This is a genomic window from Streptomyces albiflavescens (assembly GCF_014645835.1).
GTDB classification, from domain to species: domain Bacteria; phylum Actinomycetota; class Actinomycetes; order Streptomycetales; family Streptomycetaceae; genus Streptomyces; species Streptomyces albiflavescens.
In genome coordinates this window covers 404,702-426,710 of the sequence record NZ_BMMM01000007.1, presented here as the reverse complement: position 1 = coordinate 426,710, position 22,009 = coordinate 404,702, and the positions used below count along the sequence as shown (strand labels likewise).

The window sequence follows — 22,009 nt, the reverse complement described above, 5'->3', positions numbered from 1 at the left end:
CCGGGGGGTGTGACGTACCCTCGTCCTCAGTCAGGAACCTAGGTCGAGGGACTCACTCACGTGGCAGAGGCGGAGCGCATCATCGGTACGCCGGACATCCCGGGAGCGGCGGGGGCCGGTCCGGAGCAGTCCGACGGGAACGCGGTGTCGGGCGACCGGTCCGGATCGGACGAGTCGGCCACGGGCGAGCGGTCCGGCGCGGACTCGGCCGCGGACTCCGGAGCGGAGGAGACGCCGGCCAAGGACGAGCGGCCGAAGGGCAAGCGAAGGATCGCTGTCCTGTTCACGGTCGCCGTGCTGGCGTACGCCCTCGACCTCGTGAGCAAGATGATCGTGGTCGCGAAGCTGGAGCACCACGACTCGATCGAGATCGTCGGGGACTGGCTGAAGTTCGAGGCGATCCGCAACGCGGGCGCGGCCTTCGGCTTCGGCGAGGCCTTCACGATCATCTTCACGGTGATCGCCGCGGCCGTGATCGTGGTCATCGCCCGGCTCGCGCGCAAGCTCTACAGCCTGCCCTGGGCGATCGCGCTGGGCCTGCTCCTCGGCGGTGCGCTGGGCAACCTGACCGACCGGATCTTCCGCTCGCCCGGCGTCTTCGAGGGCGCGGTCGTCGACTTCATCGCGCCCAAGAACTTCGCGGTCTTCAACCTGGCCGACTCGGCGATCGTCTGCGGCGGCATCCTGATCGTGCTGCTGTCCTTCCGTGGGCTCGACCCCGACGGGACCGTCCACCAGGACTGACCCCGCGAGGTGCCCTCCGCGGGCACTGATGTTCGGGCAGTGGTCAAGTGGTGTCGGACCCGTCCGGCATACTCGACGGGTGAGCACGATTCCCGAGATCCGTACCCTGCCCGTGCCCGACGGCCTGGAGGGCGAGCGCGTCGACGCCGCCATCTCCCGCATGTTCGGCTTCTCCCGCACGAAGGCCGCCGAGCTCGCCGCGGCGGGGAAGGTCACGGTCGACGGCTCGGTGGTCGGCAAGTCCGAGCGGGTGCAGGGCGGCGCCTGGCTCGAGGTCGAGATGCCGCAGGCGCCCGCGCCCGTGCAGATCGTCGCCGAGCCCGTCGAGGGCATGGAGATCGTGCACGACGACGATGACGTGGTCGTGATCGTCAAGCCGGTCGGCGTGGCCGCGCACCCCAGCCCCGGCTGGTCGGGCCCGACTGTCATCGGTGGTCTCGCGGCCGCCGGCTACCGGATCTCGACCTCCGGAGCCTCCGAGCGCCAGGGCATCGTGCACCGCCTCGACGTGGGCACCTCGGGCCTGATGGTGGTCGCCAAGTCGGAGTACGCGTACACCTCGCTCAAGCGCCAGTTCAAGGAGCGCACGGTCGACAAGCGCTACCACACGCTCGTGCAGGGCCACCCGGACCCGACCAGCGGCACCATCGACGCGCCCATCGGACGCCACCCGAACCTCGACTACAAGTGGGCGGTCACGGCCGAGGGCAAGCCGTCCATCACGCACTACGACCTGGTCGAGGCGTTCCGCGCGGCCTCGCTGCTCGACGTCAAGCTGGAGACGGGGCGCACGCACCAGATCCGCGTCCACATGGCGGCCCACCGGCACCCCTGCGTCGGCGACCTGACGTACGGCGCGGACCCGACGCTCGCCAAGCGGCTCGGCCTCACCCGGCAGTGGCTGCACGCGGTGCGGCTCGGCTTCGAGCACCCCGGCGACGGGCAGTGGGTGGAGTTCGGGAGCGACTACCCCGAGGACCTGCAGAAGGCGCTCGACAAGGTGCGCGAGGAGAGCTACGCGTGAGCGCGCCCCACGAGGCGCGGAGCGGCTCCTACGTGCTGCGGGTGGCCGAGGACGCCGCCGACCGCGAGGCGTGCTTCGCGGTGCGCAAAGAGGTCTTCGTCGGGGAACAGGGTGTCCCCGAGGACATCGAGTACGACGCGTACGACGCCGGCGCCCTGCATGTGCTGGCGGTCCGGGAGGACGGGGTGCCGCTCGGCACCGGGCGGCTCCTGTACGGCGAGGCGGCGGCCGCGAAGACCGACGGCGACCCCACCGTCGGCTCGCTCGGTCGGCTCGCCGTGACGCGGGAGGCGCGCGGGCTCGGCGTCGGCGCCGCCCTCGTACGCGCCATCGAGGACGCGGCACGCGCGCGTGGACTGGCCGCGGTGGACCTGCACGCGCAGACGCACGCGCTGGGGTTCTACGAGCGGCTGGGGTACGTGGCGTACGGCGAGGAGTTCCCGGACGCGGGCATTCCGCACCGGGCGATGCAGCGCTCTCTGTAGACCGGGCGATGCGGCGCTCTCTGTAGACCGGGCGATGCGGCTCCCTCTGGAACAGGGGGCGCCTGTAGCGGGCGTTTTCCTTCCCACAGGCCGGCCCGCCGTCAGGTGCTGCCGCGCTGGTGGCCGTCGCGGCGGAAAGAATGAGCGCGTGGCAGGCTGGAGGTCTGGCCGCCCTTGATCGCCTAGACCTCGCCGGAGCGCTGACCGTGGACCAGCTGGCCCTGCTGTTCATGCTGCTCCTCGGGGCCGTGGTGAGCGTCCCGGTGGGGGACCGGCTCCGGCTGCCGGCGCCGGTGCTGATGACGCTTCTCGGGATCGTGCTGGCCGTGCTGGACTTCGTGCCCAACGTGAACATCCGGCCGGACCTGATCCTGCCTCTGTTGTTGCCGCCGCTGCTGTACGCCTCGGCGCGGCGGACGTCCTGGAGGCAGTTCGCCGCCAACAAGCGGCCGATCTTCCTGCTGGCCGTGGCGCTGGTGTTCGTCACCACCGCGGCCGTGGCGGTCGTCGCCACCGCGATCGTGCCGGGCCTGCCCATCGCGGCCGCCGTGGCGCTCGGAGCGCTGGTGGCGCCGCCCGACCCGGTCGCGGCGACCGCCGTCGCGGGACAGCTCGGGCTGCCGCGCCGGCTGGTGTCGATCCTGGAGGGGGAGGGGCTCTTCAACGACGTGACGGCCATCGTGCTGTACCACGTCGCGATCGCCGCCGTCGTCAGCGGATCCTTCTCGCCGTGGAAGGCCGGGCTCGACCTCGTGCTGTCCGCTGTCGTCGCGCTGGTCATCGGGGTGGCACTCGGCTGGGCCGCGAACAAGCTGATGGACCTGCTCGGCGACGCCACGCTGCAGATCGGGCTGACGCTGCTCGTGCCGTACGCCTCGTACGTCCTCGCCGAGGAGCTGCACGGGTCCGGGGTGCTCGCCGTGCTCACCGCCGCGCTGTTCCTCGCGGAGTACGCCACCGACGCCGACGACGTCATGACGCGGCTCGCCGGATACACGTTCTGGGATGTGGTGGACACGCTCGTCACCGGGGTCGCGTTCGGCCTGATCGGTCTTGAGCTGCACAACGCGATCAGGACGGCGGCCGGGCGATGGAGCGAGATGCTCGGGTGGGCCGCGGCGATCGTGGTCGTGGTGGTACTCGTACGGCTGGTGTGGCTGTTGCCGGCCACCTGGCTGACCAAACGGCTGCACGCGAAACGGGACTACGACGAGGAGATTCCGACCTCGTGGCGGGAGACCGTCGTGATGTGGTGGTCGGGGATGCGGGGCGTCGCGTCGGTGGCCCTGGCGCTGGCGATTCCGCTGAAGACGGACGACGGATCGGCGTTCCCGGACCGGGACGAGATCGTGTTCATCGCGTTCGGAGTGATCATGGCGACGCTCGTACTGCAGGGGCTCACGCTGCCCTGGCTGGTCAGGAAGCTCGGGGTGCGGGCCGACACGGATGTCGAGAAGGCCTTCGAGAAGGAGCTGGCGATCCGGGCCGCGAAGGCGGCGAAGCGGAGGCTGAAGGAGATCGAGGAGGTCGAGGAACTGCCGGAAGAGGTGTCCGAGCAGTTGCTGAAGCGGGCCTTCGACATCGGGGTGCGGATCAGTCCCGACATGGGGGACGAGGAGCGCAGGGAGGCCTACGAGCAGCGGGCTCGGCGGGTCAAGAGGATGCGGCGGATTCAGGGCGAGATGATGAGCGCGGCCCGGCACGAGGTGTTGTCGGCGCGGAGTGAACCGGGAGCCGATCCGGAGATCGTGGACCGGGTGTTGCGCCACCTGGACGTACGCAGCTTGCGGTGACGCCGCGCTGAGCGTTGACGGGTGCTCGCCCGCCCGGGCACAGCCTGCTTCTGACCGGCTGACTGGTGCGGGTCTTCCGTGGGTGGTTCCCGCCGTCGATGGGTGCGGGTTCGTAGGATCGGTTCATGGCGCGCAACGTGGTGATCAGCGGTGGCGGTACGGGGATCGGGCTGGCGGCGGCCCAGGTGTTCGCCGCGGACGGAGATCGGGTGCTGCTGCTCGGGCGGCGGGCCGAGATGTTGGAGAAGGCCGGGGTGCCCGGGGCGCTCACGTACGCCGCCGATCTGAGTGATCCGCACAGTGTGCGCGGTGTCGCCGAGTTCGTGGGGAACGAGTTCGGCACGGTGGACGTGCTGGTGCACAGTGCCGGCGGCGCCGGGAATCTGGAACCGAAGGCCGAGACCGAGGACCCGCTCGAAGCCGTCGCACACAACTGGACCGTCAACTTCCGGCTCAACACGCTGACGGCGGTCCTGCTCACGGAGGCCTTGCGCGAGCGGCTGGCCTCGCCCGGCGGACGGCTGCTGTTCCTGAGCTCCATCGCCGCCTACCGGGGATCCGGCAGCGGCGCGTACGCGGCGTCCAAGGCCGCGCTGCACCCGTACGCCTACGATCTGGCCCGGGAGTTGGGGCCGCGGGGCATCACCGTGAACGTGGTGGCGCCCGGCTATGTCGAGGACACCGGGTTCTTCGGCGGCGAGATCGAACCGGCCCGGCGGGAGCGGCTCGTCGCGGAGACCTCGACGGGGCGGGCCGGTACGCCCGGGGACGTCGCCGGGACTCTCCACTGGCTGGCGTCGCCGAGCGCCGGACACATCACCGCGCAGGTGATCCAGGTCAACGGGGGCGCGGAACGCGGGCATTGAGCCCCCGTTCCGCGCCGGGACCCGGGGCAACGGCTTGACCTAGGGGGTTTCTGATGGATCTCCGTGGAAGAAGGAGCGGCGTTCGGTGCGTGCTCTCGGCGTGCCGGGCGGAAGTCCTCGATGGGGGTCCCCCCGCGCGAGCGAAGCCGAGCGTGGGGGAGGAGCTACTAGGGCTTTTGTCCGGTGCGGCGAGAGTGCGTGCCGGGCGTCGCGACGCCGCGGAGATCCATCAGAAGCCCCCTAGCCCGTCCGGCCGGAGGGTCAACCGCGGCCCGGCCCCGTCCGTGGTGGCTCGTGCGGGGTCCGACCGTGATCAGGACGGGCCGCAGCCCCGTCCGCTCCATCCGATTCGACCCGCACCGCACGTGGTGCCCGGCCCGGCGGCAGCATCGCTTCCGCCGTGTTGACGCGGGGGAGCGCGTAGGGGTGCTCCTCGGTCAGCCAGCGGATCATCTGCTCGCGGACCGTGACCCGGACCGTCCAGATGTCGTCCGCGTCCTTCGCGGTGACCAGGGCACGTACCTGCATGGTGTTCGGCGTCGAGTCGGTGACCGCCAGCCCGTAGTCGCGGCCGTCCCAGGCCGGGGATTCGCGCAGGATGTCGCGCAGCTTCTCGCGCATCGCCTCCACGGGCGCGGAGTGGTCGACGTGGAAGAAGACGATGCCGGTCATCTGGGGAGTGCCGCGCGACCAGTTCTCGAAGGGCTTGGACGTGAAGTACGAGACCGGCATGGTGATCCGGCGTTCGTCCCACGTCCGTACCGTCAGGAACGTCAGCGTGATCTCCTCGACCGTGCCCCACTCGCCGTCCACCACGACGGTGTCGCCGAGGCGCACCATGTCGCCGAAGGCGATCTGCAGCCCGGCGAAGAGGTTGGCGAGCGTGGACTGCGCGGCGACACCGGCGACGATGCCGAGGATCCCGGCCGAGGCGAGCAGCGAGGCACCGGCGGCGCGCATCGCCGGGAACGTGAGCAGCATCGACGCGATCGCCACCACAGCGACGATCGCGGACACCACGCGCTGGATCAGCGTCACCTGCGTGCGCACCCGGCGGACCCTCGCCGGGTCGCGGTGGGCGGCGGCGTAGCGGGTGTACGAGGTCTCGACGATCGCCGTCGCGATGCGTACCACCAGCCACGCGGCGGACCCGATGAGGGTCAGCGTCAGGGCCCGGCCGACGCCGACCCGGTGTTCCATCAGCAGCTTCGCCTGGTCGTACGAGCCTCTGAGCAGGGCCGCGAACAGGACGAGCTGGAAGGGGACACGGCCGCGTCGGAGCAGACCCCACAGCGGGGTGGCCTCGTGGTGCCGGTCGTCGGCCCGTCGCAGCAGGTGGTCCACGGCCCACCCGATGAGCAGCGTGAGCACGACCGAGCCACCTATGACGATCAGCGGGCGCAGTACGTTCACCATGCCTGAGACCGTAACCGGCCGCGGGCGACGATGAACATGTGATGCCGGGACGGAAGTGGGTACGGCCGCCACCCGGCGTTGTCGGTCCCGGCTGGCACCATGGGGCTCATGAACATCATGCTCTTTCACTCGACCTACGGGCCCCGGCCCGCGGTGCGCGCCGCGGCGGACCGGCTGCGCGCCGCGGGACACGAGGTGTGGACGCCCGATCTCTTCGACGGGCGCACCTTCGAGACCGTGGAGGAGGGCATGGCCTTCAACGAGGAGATCGGCAAGGACGAGCTGCTCAAGCGCGCGGTCCTGGCCGCCGCCCCCTACTCCGAGCGCGGCCTGGTCTACGCGGGATTCTCGCTCGGCGCCTCCATCGCGCAGACCCTGGCACTCGGCGACGAGAAGGCCCGCGGACTGCTGCTCCTGCACGGCACGTCGGACATCGCTCAGAGCGCGTCGGTGGACGAGCTGCCGGTCCAGCTGCATGTCGCCGAGCCCGACCAGTTCGAGACGGACGACTGGCTGAGTGCCTGGTATCTCCAGATGCAGAGAGCGGGGGCCGACGTGGAGATCTACCGGTACGCCGGTGCCGGTCACCTGTACACCGACCCCGACCTGCCCGACTACGACGGGGAGGCGGCCGAGGCCACCTGGAAGGTGGCGCTCGGCTTCCTCGACAGTCTGTAGGCCCCTACGACGCCGACGGTCCGCAGAGCCCTGCGACGCCGACGGTCCGCAGAGCCCGACAACGCCGACGGTCCGCAGAGCCCAACGGCCCTTACACCGGGTCGTACGTCCGCTCCACCTTCTGCGTGCCGGTGCGCGTGCGGTACGAACGCACCCAGGACGAGGTCGCGTTCCGGTCCGTGCGGTCGGAGAGCACGTAGTAGTCCATCTGCGCGCGGTCGGCGGTGATGTCCAGGACGCCGTAACCGTGGCGGTCGGTGTCGACCCAGTGGACGTGCCGGTTGGCCGCGCGGATGATCGGCGAGGCCACGGCGGAGACGGTGCCCTCCGGGACCTTGACGATGTCGTCGAGGTTGTCGGAGGTCACCGAGGTGACCACGAACTCCGTGGCGGCCGAGGCGGACAGCGGGTACGTACCGGCGTCGACCGGCACGTCGTTGGCCCAGGCCATGTGGATGTCGCCGGTCAGGAAGACCGTGTTGCGGATCGCGTTCGCACGCAGATGCGCGAGCAGTTCGCGGCGGTCGTCCGTGTAGCCGTCCCACTGGTCGGTGTTGAGGGCGATGCCCTCCTTCGGCAGTCCGAGCAGCTCGGCGAGCGGCTTGAGCAGGTCCGCGGGGAGCGAGCCCACCGAGAACGGCGAGATCATCACCGAGTTGCCGACCAGACGCCAGCTGGTGTCGGAGGCCTTGAGCCCGGCCTTCAGCCAGTCGAGCTGGGCCCGGCCGGTGATCGTACGGTCCGGGTCGTCGACCGAGCCGCTGCCCGTGGACGCCTGCTGCGAGCGGAAGGACCGCAGGTCGAGCAGCGAGAGGTCGGCGAGCTTGCCGAAGCGCAGCCGGCGGTAGGTGGTGCCCGCGACCGCCGGGCGGACCGGCATCCACTCGAAGTAGGCCTGCTTCGCGGCGGCCTGACGTGCCGACCAGGTGCCCTCGGCGCCCTCGGTGTGGTTGACGGCACCGCCCGACCAGGAGTTGTCGGCGAACTCGTGGTCGTCCCAGATCGCGACGACAGGCGCCTTGTGGTGCAGCGCCTGCAGATCCGGGTCGGTCTTGTAACGACCGTGCCGGGTGCGGTAGTCGGCGAGGGTGAGGATCTCGTTGGCGGGGGCGTGCGGCCGTACGACCGTGCCACGCGCCGCGTACTCACCGGACTTGTACTCGTAGATGTAGTCGCCCAGGTGCAGCCAGGCGTCCAGGTCGCCGCGCGCGGCCAGGTGGCGGTACGGCGAGAAGTAGCCCGCCTCCCAGTTGGCGCAGGAGACCACGCCGAAGCGCAGACCGGCCACGGCGGCGTCGGCGGCCGGGGCGGTGCGGGTGCGGGCGACGGGCGAGTCGGTGCCGCCGGCGGAGAAGCGGAACCAGTAGTCCGTGGCCGGTTCCAGGCCGCGGATGTCCGCCTTGACCGTGTGGTCGGAGGAGGCCGTCGCGGTGGTGGAGCCCTTGGCGACGATCGTGTTGAACGCCTTGTCCTTGGCGACGGTCCAGCTGACCTCGGTGTCCGGGCCCAGCCCGGAGCCGGGTATCGCCTCGGAGGTGGGCGTCACTCGGGTCCACAGCAGGACGCCGTCGGGCAGCGGATCGCCGGAGGCGACACCGTGCAGAAAGGCGGGGGCTTCGGCGGCTCGGGCCGGCAGAGCTGCCGCGAGCGGGGCGGCGAGGACCGCGGTGGCGGCCGCGGCCTTGACGACCGTACGGCGGCGCGGGGCGCGGGAGTTGACGGCGCCCGGAACGTCTTGCGGCTCGGAAGATCTGTATCGACTGGTCACGGGCGATCAGGTTACCGATCAGTACAGGCCAAGAGCGGGCGAACTGACAAAAGTTCGCCCGCTCTTCGAGTACTGGCCGCCCAACGCGCCCGTCGGCGGGGGCAGGTGCCCCGGTGCCGGTGGCTCAGGCCTTGAGCGCCCCGTCGATCGCCGTGGTGAACTCGGCCACCGTCATCGGCGCGTTCTTGCCGTCGGAGCCGGTGAGCTTCTTGCCGTCCATCACCAGGCTCGGCGTGCCGGTGACGTCGTCCTTGTTCGTGTTGAACGTCTCCGACATGGCCAGCGCCCAGGCGTCGTACTTGCCGTCCTTGACGGCGTTCTGGAACGTCGTGTTGTTCTTGAGCGCGCCGACCGTGTCCGCCACCTTGATCAGGTAGTCGTCGCTCTTGAACTTGTCGTCCGTCTCCTCGGGGTGGTACTTCGCCGAGTAGAGCGCGGTCTTGTACTCCAGGAAGGCTTCCGGGCTCACGTTCAGCGCGGCACCCAGGGCGCTCAGCGCGTTCTTGGAGCCCTCGCCGCGGGAGCCGATCTGGATCTTGCCCTTCTTGTCGGAGTCGCCGTCGAGGAACGTGCCGCCGATGTACTGGATCTTGAACTTGCCGGCGTCGAAGTCCTTCTTGAGGGTCGAGCCGACGGTCTGCTCGAACTGCGCGCAGACCGGGCAGCGCGGGTCTTCGTACAGCTTCAGGGTCTTCTTCGCGGTGCTCTTGCCGAGGACGACGGTCGTACCGTTCGTGCCCGTGGTGTTGGCCGGCGTGACGATCTTGTCGTCCTTGGCGGACTCCCAGTAGGTGGGCTTGTTGTTCTGTACGACGGCGTAGCCGATGCCGCCGGCGATCGCGAGGACGGCGACGAGGGAGCCGGCCACGATGGCCTGCCGCTTGATCTTGTCGCGCTTGGCCTGGCGCTCGCGCTCCAGGCGCAGCTTCTCACGGGCCGCCGCCTTCGCCGCCTGGCTGTTCCGCTTGCTCATTGTGGTGATCTCCATGGGGGACGCGCACATGCCGTACGCGAGATACGTATGGGGGACTGCTGGTGCTCAGGTGCTGTCGCTCAGCGAGTGCTGCCGCCGGGGCGGACTGCTGCCGCTCAGGCGGACTTGCTCACGCGAAAGCGACCGAGCACGGCGGTCCACGCCGTCCCAGGGAGTGCACGAACAGGCGCGTACGGACGGTGGCCGTCGGGCCGTTGGGGCGCGGCAGCCGGCGGACCGGAGCGAGCCGTACGGTCACCGCGGCGACCGCGATCAGCAGCGGCCGGAAGGTGGCGGCGGCCACGGCGCGCAGCAGCTGGTCCAGGGCCCGCTCGCCTCGGCGCAGCCAGGCGGCCGCGAGGAGCCCGACGCCGACGTGCGCGCCGAGCAGCAGCCAGGCGGCGGCCGGGTCGGCGTGCGCGAGCAGGGCCGCCGCGCGGTCGGTGCCGGTCACCTGTGCCAGCGGGGTGCCCACATTGCCGCCGCCGCACAGCACGTCGAAGCCGACCGAGCGCAGCGGGCCCGCGACCGGGCCGCCCGCCCTGCCGTAACAGACGTGCTGACCCGTGGTGAACACGGTGTCGGCCGCCAGCTCCAGCGGGATCAGCAGGGCCGCGATCCGCCCGAAGCCGCGCTCGCGGCCGGCCAGCGCGTACGCGATGACGAAGACGGCGGCGGCGATCGCGGCCACGGTGCTCAGCGGCAGCGGGACCCGGGACAGCAGCACGTGCGACGCGGTGGAGAGCGTCACGACGACAGCAGTGAACAGCGCCGCGCGCACGGCTCTGAGCTGGGTCCCGGATATGTCCATGGCGGAGGAGAGTCTCCCACGCGCTCCCGTAAGGGCTCCCTAAAGGGTTCCTATGCGTTACGGGAGCGTTGTGAGTCCGTCGTCGGCGTGCCTACAGGCCCGGAATCCGGCCGTTGCGGAACAGGTCCACGAAGATCTGGTGGTCGCCGCGCGCGCGTGCGCCGTAGCTGTGCGCGAAGTCCACCAGGAGGCCCGCGAAGCCGTCCTCGTCGGCCGCGATCGCCGCGTCGATGGCCCGCTCCGTGGAGAACGGGACCAGCTCCGAGTGGCCGCTCTCGTCGTCCGCCGCCGCGTGCATCGTGGCCGTGGCCCGGCCGAGGTCCGCGACGACCGCGGAGATCTCCTCGGAGTCGTCGATGTCGCCCCAGTCCAGGTCGACCGCGTACGGCGACACCTCGGCGACCAGCTGGCCCGCGCCGTCCAGCTCGGTCCAGCCCAGCCACGGGTCGGCGTGGGCCTGGAGCGCGCGCTGGGAGATCACCGTGCGGTGGCCCTCGTGCTGGAAGTACTCGCGGATCGCGGAGTCCGTGATGTGCCGGGAGACGGCCGGGGTCTGGGCCTGCTTGATGTAGATCACGACATCGTTCTCCAGGGCGTCGCTGTTGCCCTCCAGAAGGATGTTGTACGACGGCAGACCGGCCGAGCCGATGCCGATGCCGCGGCGGCCGACGACGTCCTTCACGCGGTACGAGTCCGGGCGGGCCAGAGAGGACTCCGGGAGCGTCTCCAGGTAGCCGTCGAACGCGGCGAGGACCTTGTAGCGGGTGGCCGCGTCCAGCTCGATGGAGCCGCCGCCCGGCGCGAAGCGGCGCTCGAAGTCACGGATCTCGGTCATCGAGTCGAGCAGCCCGAAGCGGGTCAGCGAGCGGGCGTCGCGCAGCGCGTCCAGGAGCGGGCCCTCGGCGGTGTCCAGCGTGAAGGGCGGCACCTCGTCGCTCTTGGCGCCGGTGGCCAGGGCGTGGATGCGCTCGCGGTAGCCGGCCGCGTACACCTTGACGAGTTCGGTGATCTGCTCGTCGCTGAGCGCCTTGGCGTAGCCGATGAGCGCCACGGAGGCCGCGAAGCGCTTGAGGTCCCAGGTGAAGGGGCCGACGTAGGCCTCGTCGAAGTCGTTCACATTGAAGATCAGACGGCCCTGGGCGTCCATGTACGTGCCGAAGTTCTCGGCGTGCAGGTCGCCGTGGATCCAGACCCGGGAGGTCCGCTCGTCCAGGTATGGTCCGCCCCGCTTGTCCTGTTCGAGATCGTGGTAGAAGAGGCCCGCCGTGCCCCGGTAGAACGCGAAGGCGGAGGCCGCCATCTTGCGGAACTTCACGCGGAACGCGGCCGGGTCGGCGGCCAGGAGCTCGCCGAAGGCGGTGTCGAAGACGGCGAGGATCTGCTCGCCGCGTTGCTCGGCGCTGAGCTGCGGGACCGACATCGCTGGGTGCCTCCTGGTGCAGGTGGTGCGTGACATGGGGGACGGGCGCGCCGCCCCTGGGGACATGGTGGTCCGTCCACCTCCAACGGACGACGAACCGCCGGAGTGCCCGGATTCCGTCGACGACGGTACGCCGTGGGATCCGAGTACCCCGGATGAAGGTACGTGTGATCCCCCGCGGAGTGTCAGTGGCCCGGCATAGACTTCGACGCTGTCCCCCCAGACTGTCCGCAGCCTGTCGACGATTGTTCTTCTTGGAGGCCGAAGCCGTGTCAAAGCCGCCGTTCACGCACCTGCACGTCCACACCCAGTACTCGCTGCTGGACGGTGCCGCGCGGCTCAAGGACATGTTCAATGCCTGCAACGAGATGGGCATGACGCACATCGCGATGAGCGACCACGGCAACCTCCACGGGGCGTACGACTTCTTCCACACGGCGAAGAAGGCGGGCGTCACGCCGATCATCGGCATCGAGGCGTACGTCGCTCCGGAGTCCCGGCGCAACAAGCGCAAGATCCAGTGGGGCCAGCCGCACCAGAAGCGCGACGACGTGTCCGGTTCGGGTGGTTACACGCACAAGACGATCTGGGCGTCGAACAAGACGGGCCTGCACAACCTCTTCCGGCTCTCCTCGGACGCGTACGCCGAGGGCTGGCTGCAGAAGTGGCCGCGCATGGACAAGGAGACCATCTCCCAGTGGTCCGAGGGGCTCATCGCCTCCACCGGCTGCCCCTCCGGTGAGCTGCAGACGCGGCTGCGCCTCGGCCAGTACGACGAGGCCCTGAAGTCGGCCGCCGAGTACCAGGACATCTTCGGCAAGGACCGGTACTTCCTGGAGCTGATGGACCACGGCATCGAGATCGAGCGCCGGGTCCGCGACGGTCTCCTGGAGATCGGCAAGAAGCTCGGCATCCCGCCCCTGGTGACGAACGACTCGCACTACACGTACGCGCACGAGGCGACCGCGCACGACGCCCTGCTGTGCATTCAGACCGGCAAGAACCTCTCCGACCCGGACCGCTTCCGCTTCGACGGCACCGGCTACTACCTGAAGTCCACGGACGAGATGTACGCCGTCGACTCCTCGGACGCCTGGCAGGAGGGCTGTGCCAACACCCTCCTGGTGGCCGAACAGATCGACACCTCCGGCATGTTCGAGGCGAAGAACCTCATGCCGAAGTTCGACATCCCCGAGGGGTTCACCGAGGTCACCTGGTTCAAGGAGGAGGTCCGCCTCGGCATGGAGCGCCGCTTCCCGGGCGGCATCCCCGAGGACCGCCAGAAGCAGGTCGAGTACGAGATGGACGTCATCATCCAGATGGGGTTCCCCGGCTACTTCCTCGTGGTCGCCGACTTCATCATGTGGGCCAAGAAGCAGGGCATCGCGGTCGGCCCGGGCCGTGGTTCGGCGGCCGGTTCGATCGTCGCGTACGCCATGGGCATCACCGACCTCGACCCGATCCCGCACGGTCTGATCTTCGAGCGGTTCCTCAACCCCGAGCGCGTCTCCATGCCCGATGTCGACATCGACTTCGACGAGCGCAGGCGCGTCGAAGTGATCAGGTATGTGACGGAGAAGTACGGCGCCGACAAGGTCGCCATGATCGGCACCTACGGCAAGATCAAGGCCAAGAACGCGATCAAGGACTCCGCGCGCGTGCTGGGCTACCCGTACGCGATGGGCGACCGCCTCACCAAGGCGATGCCCGCCGACGTCCTCGGCAAGGGCATCGACCTCAGCGGCATCACCGACTCCTCGCACCCGCGCTACAGCGAGGCCGGCGAGATCCGGGCGATGTACGAGAACGAGCCGGATGTGAAGAAGGTCATCGACACCGCCAAGGGTGTCGAAGGCCTGGTCCGGCAGATGGGCGTGCACGCCGCCGGCGTCATCATGTCCAGCGAGCCCATCGTCGACCACGCCCCGGTCTGGGTGCGGCACACGGACGGCGTGACGATCACACAGTGGGACTACCCGCAGTGCGAGTCGCTCGGCCTGCTGAAGATGGACTTCCTCGGCCTGCGCAACCTGACGATCATGGACGACGCCGTCAAGATGGTGAAGTCCAACAAGGGCATCGACCTCGACCTGCTGGCCCTCCCGCTCGACGATCCGAAGACCTTCGAACTGCTCCAACGTGGCGAGACCCTCGGTGTCTTCCAGTTCGACGGCGGCCCCATGCGCTCGCTGCTGCGCCTGATGAAGCCCGACAACTTCGAAGACATCTCCGCCGTCTCGGCGCTCTACCGTCCCGGCCCGATGGGCATGGACTCGCACACGAACTACGCCCTGCGCAAGAACAAGCTCCAGGAGATCACCCCGATCCACAAGGAGCTCGAAGAGCCCCTCGAAGAGGTCCTGGCAGTCACCTACGGCCTGATCGTCTACCAGGAGCAGGTGCAGAAGGCCGCCCAGATCATCGCCGGGTACTCGCTCGGCGAGGCCGACATCCTCCGCCGCGTGATGGGCAAGAAGAAGCCCGACGAGCTGGCGAAGAACTTCACCATCTTCCAGGCCGGCGCCCAGAAGAACGGCTACAGCGACGAGGCCATCCAGGCCCTGTGGGACGTGCTGGTCCCCTTCGCCGGCTACGCCTTCAACAAGGCCCACTCGGCCGCGTACGGTCTGGTCTCGTACTGGACCGCCTACCTGAAGGCGAACTTCCCGGCGGAGTACATGGCGGGCCTGCTCACCTCGGTCAAGGACGACAAGGACAAGTCCGCGATCTATCTGAACGAGTGCCGGCGCATGGGCATCAAGGTGCTCCCGCCCAACGTGAACGAGTCGGAGCAGAACTTCGCCGCGCAGGGCGACGACGTGATCCTCTTCGGCCTCTCCGCCGTCCGCAACGTCGGTACGAACGTCGTCGAGTCGATCATCAAGAGCCGCAAGGCCAAGGGGAAGTACGCCTCCTTCCCGGATTACCTGGACAAGGTCGAGGCGGTCGCCTGCAACAAGCGCACCACGGAATCGCTGATCAAGGCGGGCGCGTTCGACACGATGGGGCACACCCGCAAGGGCCTCACCGCTCAGTTCGAGCCGATGATCGACAACGTGGTGCAGGTCAAGCGCAAGGAGGCCGAGGGGCAGTTCGACCTCTTCGGCGGCATGGGCGAGGAGGAGACCAGCGAGCCCGGCTTCGGACTCGACGTCGAGTTCACGACCGACGAGTGGGACAAGGCCTATCTGCTCGCCCAGGAGCGGGAGATGCTCGGTCTGTACGTCTCCGACCACCCGCTCTTCGGCCTGGAGCATGTGCTGTCCGACAAGGCGGACGCCGGTATCTCCCAGCTCACCGGCGGTGAGCACGCGGACGGTGCGGTCGTGACGATCGGCGGCATCATCTCGGGCCTGCAGCGCAAGATGACCAAGCAGGGCAACGCCTGGGCGATCGCCACGGTGGAGGACCTCGCGGGCTCCATCGAGTGCATGTTCTTCCCGGCGACCTACCAGCTGGTGTCGACCCAACTCGTCGAGGACGCGGTCGTGTTCGTCAAGGGACGCCTCGACAAGCGCGAGGACGTGCCGCGCCTGGTCGCGATGGAGCTCCAGGTCCCGGATCTGTCGAACGCGGGCACCAACGCGCCCGTGATCCTCACCATCCCGGCGGTCAAGGTCACCCCGCCGATGGTCAGCCGCCTCGGCGAGATCCTCAGCCACCACAAGGGCGAGAGCGAGGTCCGTATCAAGCTCCAGGGACCGCGCAAGACGACGGTGCTGCGGCTCGACCGGCACCGAGTGAAGCCGGATCCGGCACTCTTCGGCGACCTGAAGGTGCTGCTGGGCCCGTCCTGCCTGGCGGGCTGACACAAGGAGAAGCGGCCGGCACAGTCGCCGACCGACGTACGCGAGGGGCGCATCCGCAACGGATGCGCCCCTCGGTGTGTGCCTGGGCTTCAACAGCCCGCATGCAGGGCCTCAGTTGTGGCCGAAGCGCTTCTGCTGCTTACGGGCAACATCCGCGGGGCTGCCCTGAGCGTGCGTGATCGGCGACTGCTGAGCCTCCGCCGAGGAGCGCTGCGCCTGCTCGTGGGCCTGCTCGGCCTGCGAGGCGCGGTTCTGCTGGCTGCCCTGCTTGCGGTTCTTGTTCTTGGCCATGGTGATCTGCCTCCTGGGGGGGATCTAGGGGCCAGGGCCGCGACCAGATTCACATAGGCTGACAACAGACGCATTTCAGAGAATTACCGTGCGTAATAAGGCCTGTCGGGGAGTGTTCTCCCGATACGCCACGCCGAAGATCGAGTTCCGGCCGTTAACCTCCGCGCGGTCGGGCAGACTCGAAGGAAGCCCGAAGCAAACCTCCCGGAAACCGGAAAGAGGGTGGACCGCGTGGACCGCTGCATCGTCCTGGTGGACGCCGGGTATCTGCTCGGGGCTGCCGCCAGCCTTCTCGCCGGGGAACCCTCGCGCTCCCGGATCACCGTCGACCACGCCGCCCTCATCCAGGGTCTGCGCGAGCGCGCCGAGTCCGACACGGAGCGGCCCCTGCTGCGCATCTACTGGTTCGACGGCGCCCCCGACCGCGTACCGCAACCGGAGCACCGCAGGCTGCGCGTGATGCCCCGGGTGACGGTGCGCCTGGGCGCCCTGACCCGCAGCGACGGGCGGTGGGCGCAGAAGGGCGTCGACGCCGCCATGCACGCCGAGCTGACCGAGCTGGCCCGCAACCGCGCCTGCTCCGACATCGTCCTGGTCACCGGCGACGGAGATCTGCTGCCGGGCATGATGGCCGCCAAGGAGCACGGAGTAGCCGTCCACCTGTGGGCGGTGCAGGCCGCGGACGGCGACTACAACCAGTCCGAGGACCTGGTCGCCGAGGCCGACGAGCGGCGCGTCCTCGACCGGGCCTGGATCACCAAGGCCGTACGCGCCAAGGAACTCGGCGGGATCTGCGCGCCGCCGCCCGCGCCGCGCCCCGAGATCGCCGCGATCCTCTCCGCACCGCTCCCCGAGTCGGCGCTCACCACGGCGACCGAGCGGCCCGTCCAGGAGGCCGAGCACCACACGGCGGCCGAGTCGCAGAACGGCACCGAGGAGCGCGTGCCCGCGCCCAAGGGCGTGCCCACGCCCAAGGACCTGGCCGCGCTGCGCGGCCCCGGCACACAGCCCGCCCAGCACCCCACCAGCGCGACGCTGCGCTGGTCCTCCGACAAGGGCTGGATCGAGCGCCCCGGAGGCGCCACGGAGTCCGCGGAGGCCGCCGCACTGCCCACGCTCGCCCAGCTCACCTCCGCCGAGCAGCGGTGGGCGGACCGCGAGGAGGACATCACCACCGTCGGCGGCGATCCGTACGAGGTGGGGCAGGTCTTCGCGCGCCGCTGGATGGAGCGCCTCACCGAGCCGAGCCATCTGCAGAAGCTGTCCACGATGTACCCGCGGATTCCGCACCGGGTGGACGGCGAGCTGCTGCGCTACGCGGCCCGCTTCGGGCTGCTCGCGCACAAGGACGATCAGATCGACGAGCACGACCGGTACGCGATCCGGGCGGGCTTCTGGCGCGAGATCGACGTGCGTACGGCGGCGGAACACGCTCCCGCGGGGGAGTGAGCCGGGGCCTTGGCCGAGCGTGGGTCAGGGCCCTCGCCGCGGCTGCGCCGAGGCCCCGAGCGCATAACGGGGCATCGGACCCCGTACTCTCGTCCTTCGTGAGTACGCGCACGGCACAGGCAGTCCGAAACGGACACAAGGGTGATGTCGTGTGCGCCGTGAGCGGTCTGAGCAAGACCTATCCGGCGGTGCGCGGACGGCGGGGCACCCCGGCGACGCCCGAGGTACGGGCCACCGACGGGGTACATCTGGACATCCGGCGCGGCGAGATCTTCGGGCTGCTCGGGCCGAACGGCGCGGGTAAGTCGACCTTGGTACGGCAGCTGACCGGGCTGATGCGTCCCGACAGCGGCAGCGTGGAAATCCTCGGGCACGACATCGTGCGCCACCCGGAGCGGGCGGCGCGGATCCTCGCCTACCTCGGCCAGGAGTCCACCGCCCTCGACGAGCTGACGGTGTCGCTCGCCGCCGAGACGACCGGGCGGCTGCGCGGCCTCGACCTGCGCGAGGCGCGGGCCGAGCGGGACGCCGTACTCGACGAACTCGGCCTCATGCCGCTCGCCTCCCGCGCCCTGAAGAAACTCTCCGGCGGACAGCGGCGGCTCGCCTGCTTCGCCGCCGCGCTCGTGGGGGAGCGGCCGCTGCTCGTCCTCGACGAGCCGACCACCGGCATGGACCCCCTCGCCCGCCGCGCCGTGTGGTCCGCCGTCGACCGGCGCCGCGCGGAACACGGTACGACCGTCCTGCTCGTCACGCACAACGTCATCGAGGCCGAGACCGTCCTCGACCGGGTCGCCGTCCTCGACAAGGGCCGCGTCATCGCCTGCGACACCCCGGCCGGGCTGAAGGAGCGGGTCGCGGGTGAGGTGCGGGTCGAACTCGTCTGGCGCGAGAGCGCTCCGCTCGACGTCCCCGAGGTCGCCGCGCTGCGCGCCCGCGCCGTCGAGTCGGGCCGCCGCTGGACTCTGCGGCTCGCCCCCGAGGAGGCCCGCGCGGCCGTCGCCACGGTCACCGGAGGCGCCGCCTTCGCCGCCCTCGACGACTTCACCCTGGCCACACCGAGCCTGGAGGACGTGTACCTCGCGCTCGGGGGCAACACGCAAGGGCTGGTGAAGGCGTGAGCGCGAGGAGCGCGGAATCCGTGCGGGAAGCTGTACGGAAGGGGATGGACGCCTCGGGCGTCGGGGCAGGGGAGGCCACCGTGGGCGTAAGAGACTCGCGGGAGGCTGTGGGCGTTCGGAAGCTGCGCGGGGCCGTGGGTGCACGGGACTCGCGGGAGGCTGTGGGCGCGCGGACCCCTTGGGAGGCCGTAGGCGCGCGGAAGCAGGGGGAGGCCGTGAGCGTGTGGAACCCGGGGAAGACCGTGGGCGTGGGGAACAGGACGGCTGCCGGAGTGAAGGGGAGCAGCTCGACGTGAGTGTCGTACCCGCTGGAGTTCTGCCGGGCAGTGCGCTGCCCGTGGCCGAGGACGCCGGCGACGCAGCGGAGCTGGGGCCGCGCGCGCGGCTGTGGCCGTCGCTGGCCGCCGTGTACCGCGCGCAGCTCTCCCGGGCTCGCGTCGCGCGGATCCCGCTGCTGTTCGTGGCCACCTTCCAGTCCGTCGGAATCATGATCCTGATGCGGGGCGTGGTGGACGGCGGGGGCGAGGCGCGGGCCGTGGTGGCCGGGTCGTCCGTGCTGGTCGTGGCCTTCGTCGCCCTCAACCTCCTCGCCCAGTACTTCGGGCAGCTGCGCGCCAGTGGCGGGCTCGACCACTACGCGACGCTGCCCGTGCCGCCGGCCGCCGTCGTCCTCGGCGCGGCGGGCGCGTACGCGTCCTTCACCGTGCCCGGGACCGTCGCCACCGCCGTCTTCGGCTGCGTGCTCTTCGGGTTGCCGATGGCGCACCTGTGGGTGCTCGCCGCCGTGATTCCGCTCGCGGGCGCTGCTCTCGCCGGCCTCGGGGCCGCGTTCGGGCTGCTCGCTCCGCGGCCCGAACTCGCCACGTTGCTCGGGCAGTTGGGGATGTCGGCGGCGCTGCTGCTGGGCGTGCTGCCGGCGGACCGGCTGCCCACGGTCGTGCAGTACGGGCGTGATCTACTGCCCTCGACGTATGGGGTGGAGGCCTTCGCGCGGACCTTCGGCGCGCATCCCGACTGGGCCGCCGTCCTCGGTGATCTTGCCGTCTGCGCCGGTGTCGGGGTGGCCTCGCTGGCCCTCGCGACCTGGGCGTACCGTCGGGCAGCCGTCCGGTGACGCGGTTGACAGCCGGGCCTGGCACGATGTCAGGGTGACCGCTCCGTTGACTCCGCCTCCGCCGCCGCATGAACACTCCCCGCACAATGCCTGGCAGGCTTCGCCCGTACCCGGACATGGGGCTCCGCCCGCGTATCCGGCCGCGTATGAAGCCTCGTACGGACAGGACGGCCCCGGGATGAAGACCGAAGTGCGGGAAGCCGCTGTGATCACCGTGGCCGTGGCGCTCGCGGGGGTGCTGCTCGGGGTGCTGTGGTGGTGGCTGGCGCCGCATGTGCCGCTGATCGCGGACGACAGCGCGGTGTATCTGAAGGACACCGAGGGTGAGCAGGCCATCGGGGTCGACGGAACGTTCACTTTGCTTGCGCTGGGGTTCGGCGCGGTGAGTGCGCTGGTCGTTTTCCTGGTGCGGCGGCGTGGGGGTGTGCCGTTGGTCGTCGCGCTCGCCGTCGGGGGGTTGCTCGGGTCGCTGCTGGCCTGGCGGGTCGGGGTCTGGCTCGGGCCCACGCAGAACGTGGTCGCGCATGCCAAGGCCGTGGGCAAGGGAGTGACGTTCTCCGCGCCCTTGAAGCTCGGGGCGAAGGGGGCGCTGCTCGCCTGGTCCCTGGCGGGGCTGGTGGTCCACCTCGGTCTCACCGCCCTGTTCGGGCCGCGGGACCCCGATCCGTACCAGAGCCCGTACGGTGCGCCTCCTGCGCCTCCGGCTGAGTAGGCATCCGGCGTCGGAGTGGCCGCGGAGGGTTCTTCACCCCTCCGCCCCTACCTGTCCCGTATCCGGGGGCTGCGCCCCCAGACCCCCGCTTGAAAGATTGCGCAGTTCCCCGCGCCCCTTCAGGAGCGCGGGGAACCGCGTCATCAGTCGGGTCGGTGGGTTACGCCGGGCGGCTGCCGTGGTTGGAGCGGCCCTTTTTGGTGCGCCACTTGCGTTTCCGTGTTTTCTTCGACATGTCCCTTGTGCTTAACCGAGGACGGGACGGACGTCGAGGGGTCACGCACGGGCGATGGGTGCGAGAACCGCTTCCGTGAGGCCCGCCAGGTCGGCGGGGGCGAGTTCGACCTCCAGGCCGCGGCGGCCCGCCGAGACGCAGATCGTGGTGTGGGCGGAGGCCGAGGAGTCCAGCACGGTGGGGAGCTTCTTGCGCTGGCCCAGGGGCGAGATGCCGCCGCGGACGTAGCCCGTCGTGCGTTCGGCCGCCGCCGGGTCCGCCATCGCCGCGCGCTTCCCGCCCACCGCCGTGGCCAGGGCCTTCAGGTCCAGGGAGCCGGCCACCGGGACCACCGCGACGACGAGTGAGCCGTCCACGTCCGCCACCAGGGTCTTGAAGACCCGCTCCGGCGAGACACCCATCGCTTCGGCGGCCTCCTCGCCGTAGGAGGGGTGCGCGGGGTCGTGCTCGTACGCGTGGACCGTGTAGGGGACACCCGCCGCGGTCAGGGCCACCGTCGCCGGAGTTCCCCCGGACTGCTGCTGTTTCTTCGACTTCTTCGCCATCGAGGATTCCGGCCTCAGTTCAGACTCGTCGGGCCGCGCGTCAGGTCCGACGCCGGCAACGACGGCAGATTACGGATGATCGCGGTCTCCGCGCGCAGGAGTTTCAGCTCCTCGCGCAGCCGCGTCGCCGTGTCCGGGGCCTGGAGCAGCTGCTGCTTCGCCGGGATGTCCAGCATCGCGGCGGCCGCGACGAGGTAGGAGACCACCGCCGGTTCGTCCGGCAGGTCCGCGCCGGTCGAGAGCGAGCGTTCACGGGCGCCCGCGAGGCGCTTCTGATACTGGCGGAAGGCCCGCAGGACGCCCTCGGCGAGCGCCCCGGCCTCCTCGCCGGGGTCCTCGGGCAGCTCCTCCAGCTCGGCCGTGAGGAAGGCGCCGGACGCGTCCACCGATAGCAGCCGTACGCGGGTCGTGCCCGTCGCCAGTACCTCGAAGCTGCCGTCGGCGCGCTCCCGGATGGTCGCCGCGTCTGCGATGCAGCCCACCTCGTGGAAGGCCTTCGCCGGATCGTCGCCGAAGCCGGCCGCGGGCCCGCGTTGGGGCACGGCGGTCTGGTCCGGCATGCCGGGCGCTGTGGGCGCGACCTCGTGGCCGTCGCGGATGGCGACGACGGCGAACCGGCGCGGTTCGTCCTCGGGGGTCTTGAGCAGATCGCGCATCATGGCGCGATAGCGCTCCTCGAAAACGTTCAGAGGAAGCACGAGCCCCGGGAACAGCACCGAGTTCAGGGGGAAGAGCGGGAGCCGGACGGTGGTCAC

At 70.3% G+C, this 22,009-nt stretch carries 19 protein-coding genes; 11 read left to right on the top strand and 8 right to left on the bottom strand.

Features of this window, described 5'->3' with window-relative positions:
- The first annotated feature begins 60 nt into the window (after positions 1-60).
- The 5 genes from lspA (at position 61) to IEY95_RS21690 (ending at position 4,912) form a co-directional block, all read left to right on the top strand.
- A complete protein-coding gene (lspA, locus tag IEY95_RS21710) occupies positions 61-744 on the top strand; it encodes a signal peptidase II (protein WP_189187740.1) in 684 nt (227 codons plus the stop codon).
- Between the two features lie 79 nt (positions 745-823).
- Entirely contained in the window at positions 824-1,768 is a 945-nt protein-coding gene (locus IEY95_RS21705) for an RluA family pseudouridine synthase (protein ID WP_189187739.1), read from the top strand.
- Positions 1,765-2,253, top strand: coding sequence for a GNAT family N-acetyltransferase (locus IEY95_RS21700; RefSeq protein WP_189187738.1), 489 nt, complete (start codon positions 1,765-1,767; stop codon positions 2,251-2,253). The genes IEY95_RS21705 and IEY95_RS21700 overlap by 4 nt, the downstream gene beginning before the upstream one ends.
- 206 nt (positions 2,254-2,459) lie before the next feature.
- The gene (locus tag IEY95_RS21695) at positions 2,460-4,046 is read left to right on the top strand and encodes a Na+/H+ antiporter (RefSeq protein WP_189187794.1); all 1,587 of its coding nucleotides are present in this window, start codon (positions 2,460-2,462) and stop codon (positions 4,044-4,046) included.
- 125 nt (positions 4,047-4,171) lie between these two features.
- Positions 4,172-4,912, top strand: coding sequence for an SDR family NAD(P)-dependent oxidoreductase (locus IEY95_RS21690; RefSeq protein ID WP_189187737.1), 741 nt, complete (start codon positions 4,172-4,174; stop codon positions 4,910-4,912).
- Between the two features lie 261 nt (positions 4,913-5,173).
- Here IEY95_RS21690 and IEY95_RS21685 read toward each other — a convergent pair whose 3' ends face one another.
- Positions 5,174-6,328 carry a mechanosensitive ion channel family protein gene (locus IEY95_RS21685; RefSeq protein WP_189187736.1) on the bottom strand — a complete coding sequence of 385 codons (1,155 nt, stop codon included), beginning with the start codon at positions 6,326-6,328 and terminating at the stop codon, positions 5,174-5,176.
- Between the two features lie 108 nt (positions 6,329-6,436).
- Between IEY95_RS21685 and IEY95_RS21680 the strand changes: the two genes are divergently transcribed.
- The gene (locus tag IEY95_RS21680; protein ID WP_189187735.1) at positions 6,437-7,006 is read left to right on the top strand and encodes a dienelactone hydrolase family protein; all 570 of its coding nucleotides are present in this window, start codon (positions 6,437-6,439) and stop codon (positions 7,004-7,006) included.
- Between the two features lie 91 nt (positions 7,007-7,097).
- On the opposite strand, the gene IEY95_RS21675 is transcribed toward IEY95_RS21680, so the two are convergent.
- The 4 genes from IEY95_RS21675 to IEY95_RS21660 all read right to left on the bottom strand — a co-directional run bounded on the left by IEY95_RS21675 (position 7,098) and on the right by IEY95_RS21660 (position 11,978).
- A complete protein-coding gene (locus tag IEY95_RS21675) occupies positions 7,098-8,774 on the bottom strand; it encodes an alkaline phosphatase D family protein (RefSeq protein ID WP_189187734.1) in 1,677 nt (558 codons plus the stop codon).
- Positions 8,775-8,898: 124 nt separating this feature from the next.
- On the bottom strand, positions 8,899-9,747 hold the full coding sequence (locus IEY95_RS21670) for a thioredoxin domain-containing protein (protein WP_189187733.1): 849 nt from the start codon (positions 9,745-9,747) through the stop codon (positions 8,899-8,901).
- Positions 9,748-9,877: 130 nt separating this feature from the next.
- Positions 9,878-10,558: a hypothetical protein gene (locus IEY95_RS21665; RefSeq protein WP_189187732.1), complete on the bottom strand. Its 681-nt coding sequence runs from the start codon at positions 10,556-10,558 to the stop codon at positions 9,878-9,880.
- 91 nt (positions 10,559-10,649) lie between these two features.
- A complete protein-coding gene (locus IEY95_RS21660) occupies positions 10,650-11,978 on the bottom strand; it encodes a DUF2252 domain-containing protein (protein ID WP_189187731.1) in 1,329 nt (442 codons plus the stop codon).
- A gap of 269 nt (positions 11,979-12,247) precedes the next feature.
- Here IEY95_RS21660 and dnaE point away from each other — a divergent pair, with 269 nt between their 5' ends.
- Positions 12,248-15,787, top strand: a complete 3,540-nt coding sequence (gene dnaE / locus IEY95_RS21655; protein WP_189187730.1) for a DNA polymerase III subunit alpha — start codon at positions 12,248-12,250, stop codon at positions 15,785-15,787.
- Between the two features lie 111 nt (positions 15,788-15,898).
- On the opposite strand, the gene IEY95_RS21650 is transcribed toward dnaE, so the two are convergent.
- Entirely contained in the window at positions 15,899-16,078 is a 180-nt protein-coding gene (locus IEY95_RS21650; RefSeq protein ID WP_189187729.1) for a hypothetical protein, read from the bottom strand.
- Between the two features lie 231 nt (positions 16,079-16,309).
- Between IEY95_RS21650 and IEY95_RS21645 the strand changes: the two genes are divergently transcribed.
- The 4 genes from IEY95_RS21645 to IEY95_RS21630 all read left to right on the top strand — a co-directional run bounded on the left by IEY95_RS21645 (position 16,310) and on the right by IEY95_RS21630 (position 20,474).
- The gene (locus IEY95_RS21645; RefSeq protein WP_189187728.1) at positions 16,310-17,527 is read left to right on the top strand and encodes an NYN domain-containing protein; all 1,218 of its coding nucleotides are present in this window, start codon (positions 16,310-16,312) and stop codon (positions 17,525-17,527) included.
- A gap of 98 nt (positions 17,528-17,625) precedes the next feature.
- Positions 17,626-18,648 (top strand): ABC transporter ATP-binding protein, encoded by a 1,023-nt coding sequence (locus tag IEY95_RS21640; protein WP_189187727.1) that lies wholly within the window; start codon positions 17,626-17,628, stop codon positions 18,646-18,648.
- A gap of 292 nt (positions 18,649-18,940) precedes the next feature.
- Positions 18,941-19,762 (top strand): ABC transporter permease, encoded by an 822-nt coding sequence (locus tag IEY95_RS21635; RefSeq protein WP_189187726.1) that lies wholly within the window; start codon positions 18,941-18,943, stop codon positions 19,760-19,762.
- 34 nt (positions 19,763-19,796) lie between these two features.
- Positions 19,797-20,474 carry an AAA family ATPase gene (locus IEY95_RS21630; RefSeq protein WP_189187725.1) on the top strand — a complete coding sequence of 226 codons (678 nt, stop codon included), beginning with the start codon at positions 19,797-19,799 and terminating at the stop codon, positions 20,472-20,474.
- Between the two features lie 276 nt (positions 20,475-20,750).
- Here the strand turns inward: IEY95_RS21630 and ybaK are convergent, their stop codons facing one another.
- Together ybaK and IEY95_RS21620 are read right to left on the bottom strand one after the other, a co-directional pair.
- Positions 20,751-21,254 carry a Cys-tRNA(Pro) deacylase gene (ybaK, locus tag IEY95_RS21625; RefSeq protein WP_189187724.1) on the bottom strand — a complete coding sequence of 168 codons (504 nt, stop codon included), beginning with the start codon at positions 21,252-21,254 and terminating at the stop codon, positions 20,751-20,753.
- 14 nt (positions 21,255-21,268) lie between these two features.
- Positions 21,269-22,009 (bottom strand): LON peptidase substrate-binding domain-containing protein, encoded by a 741-nt coding sequence (locus tag IEY95_RS21620; RefSeq protein ID WP_189187723.1) that lies wholly within the window; start codon positions 22,007-22,009, stop codon positions 21,269-21,271.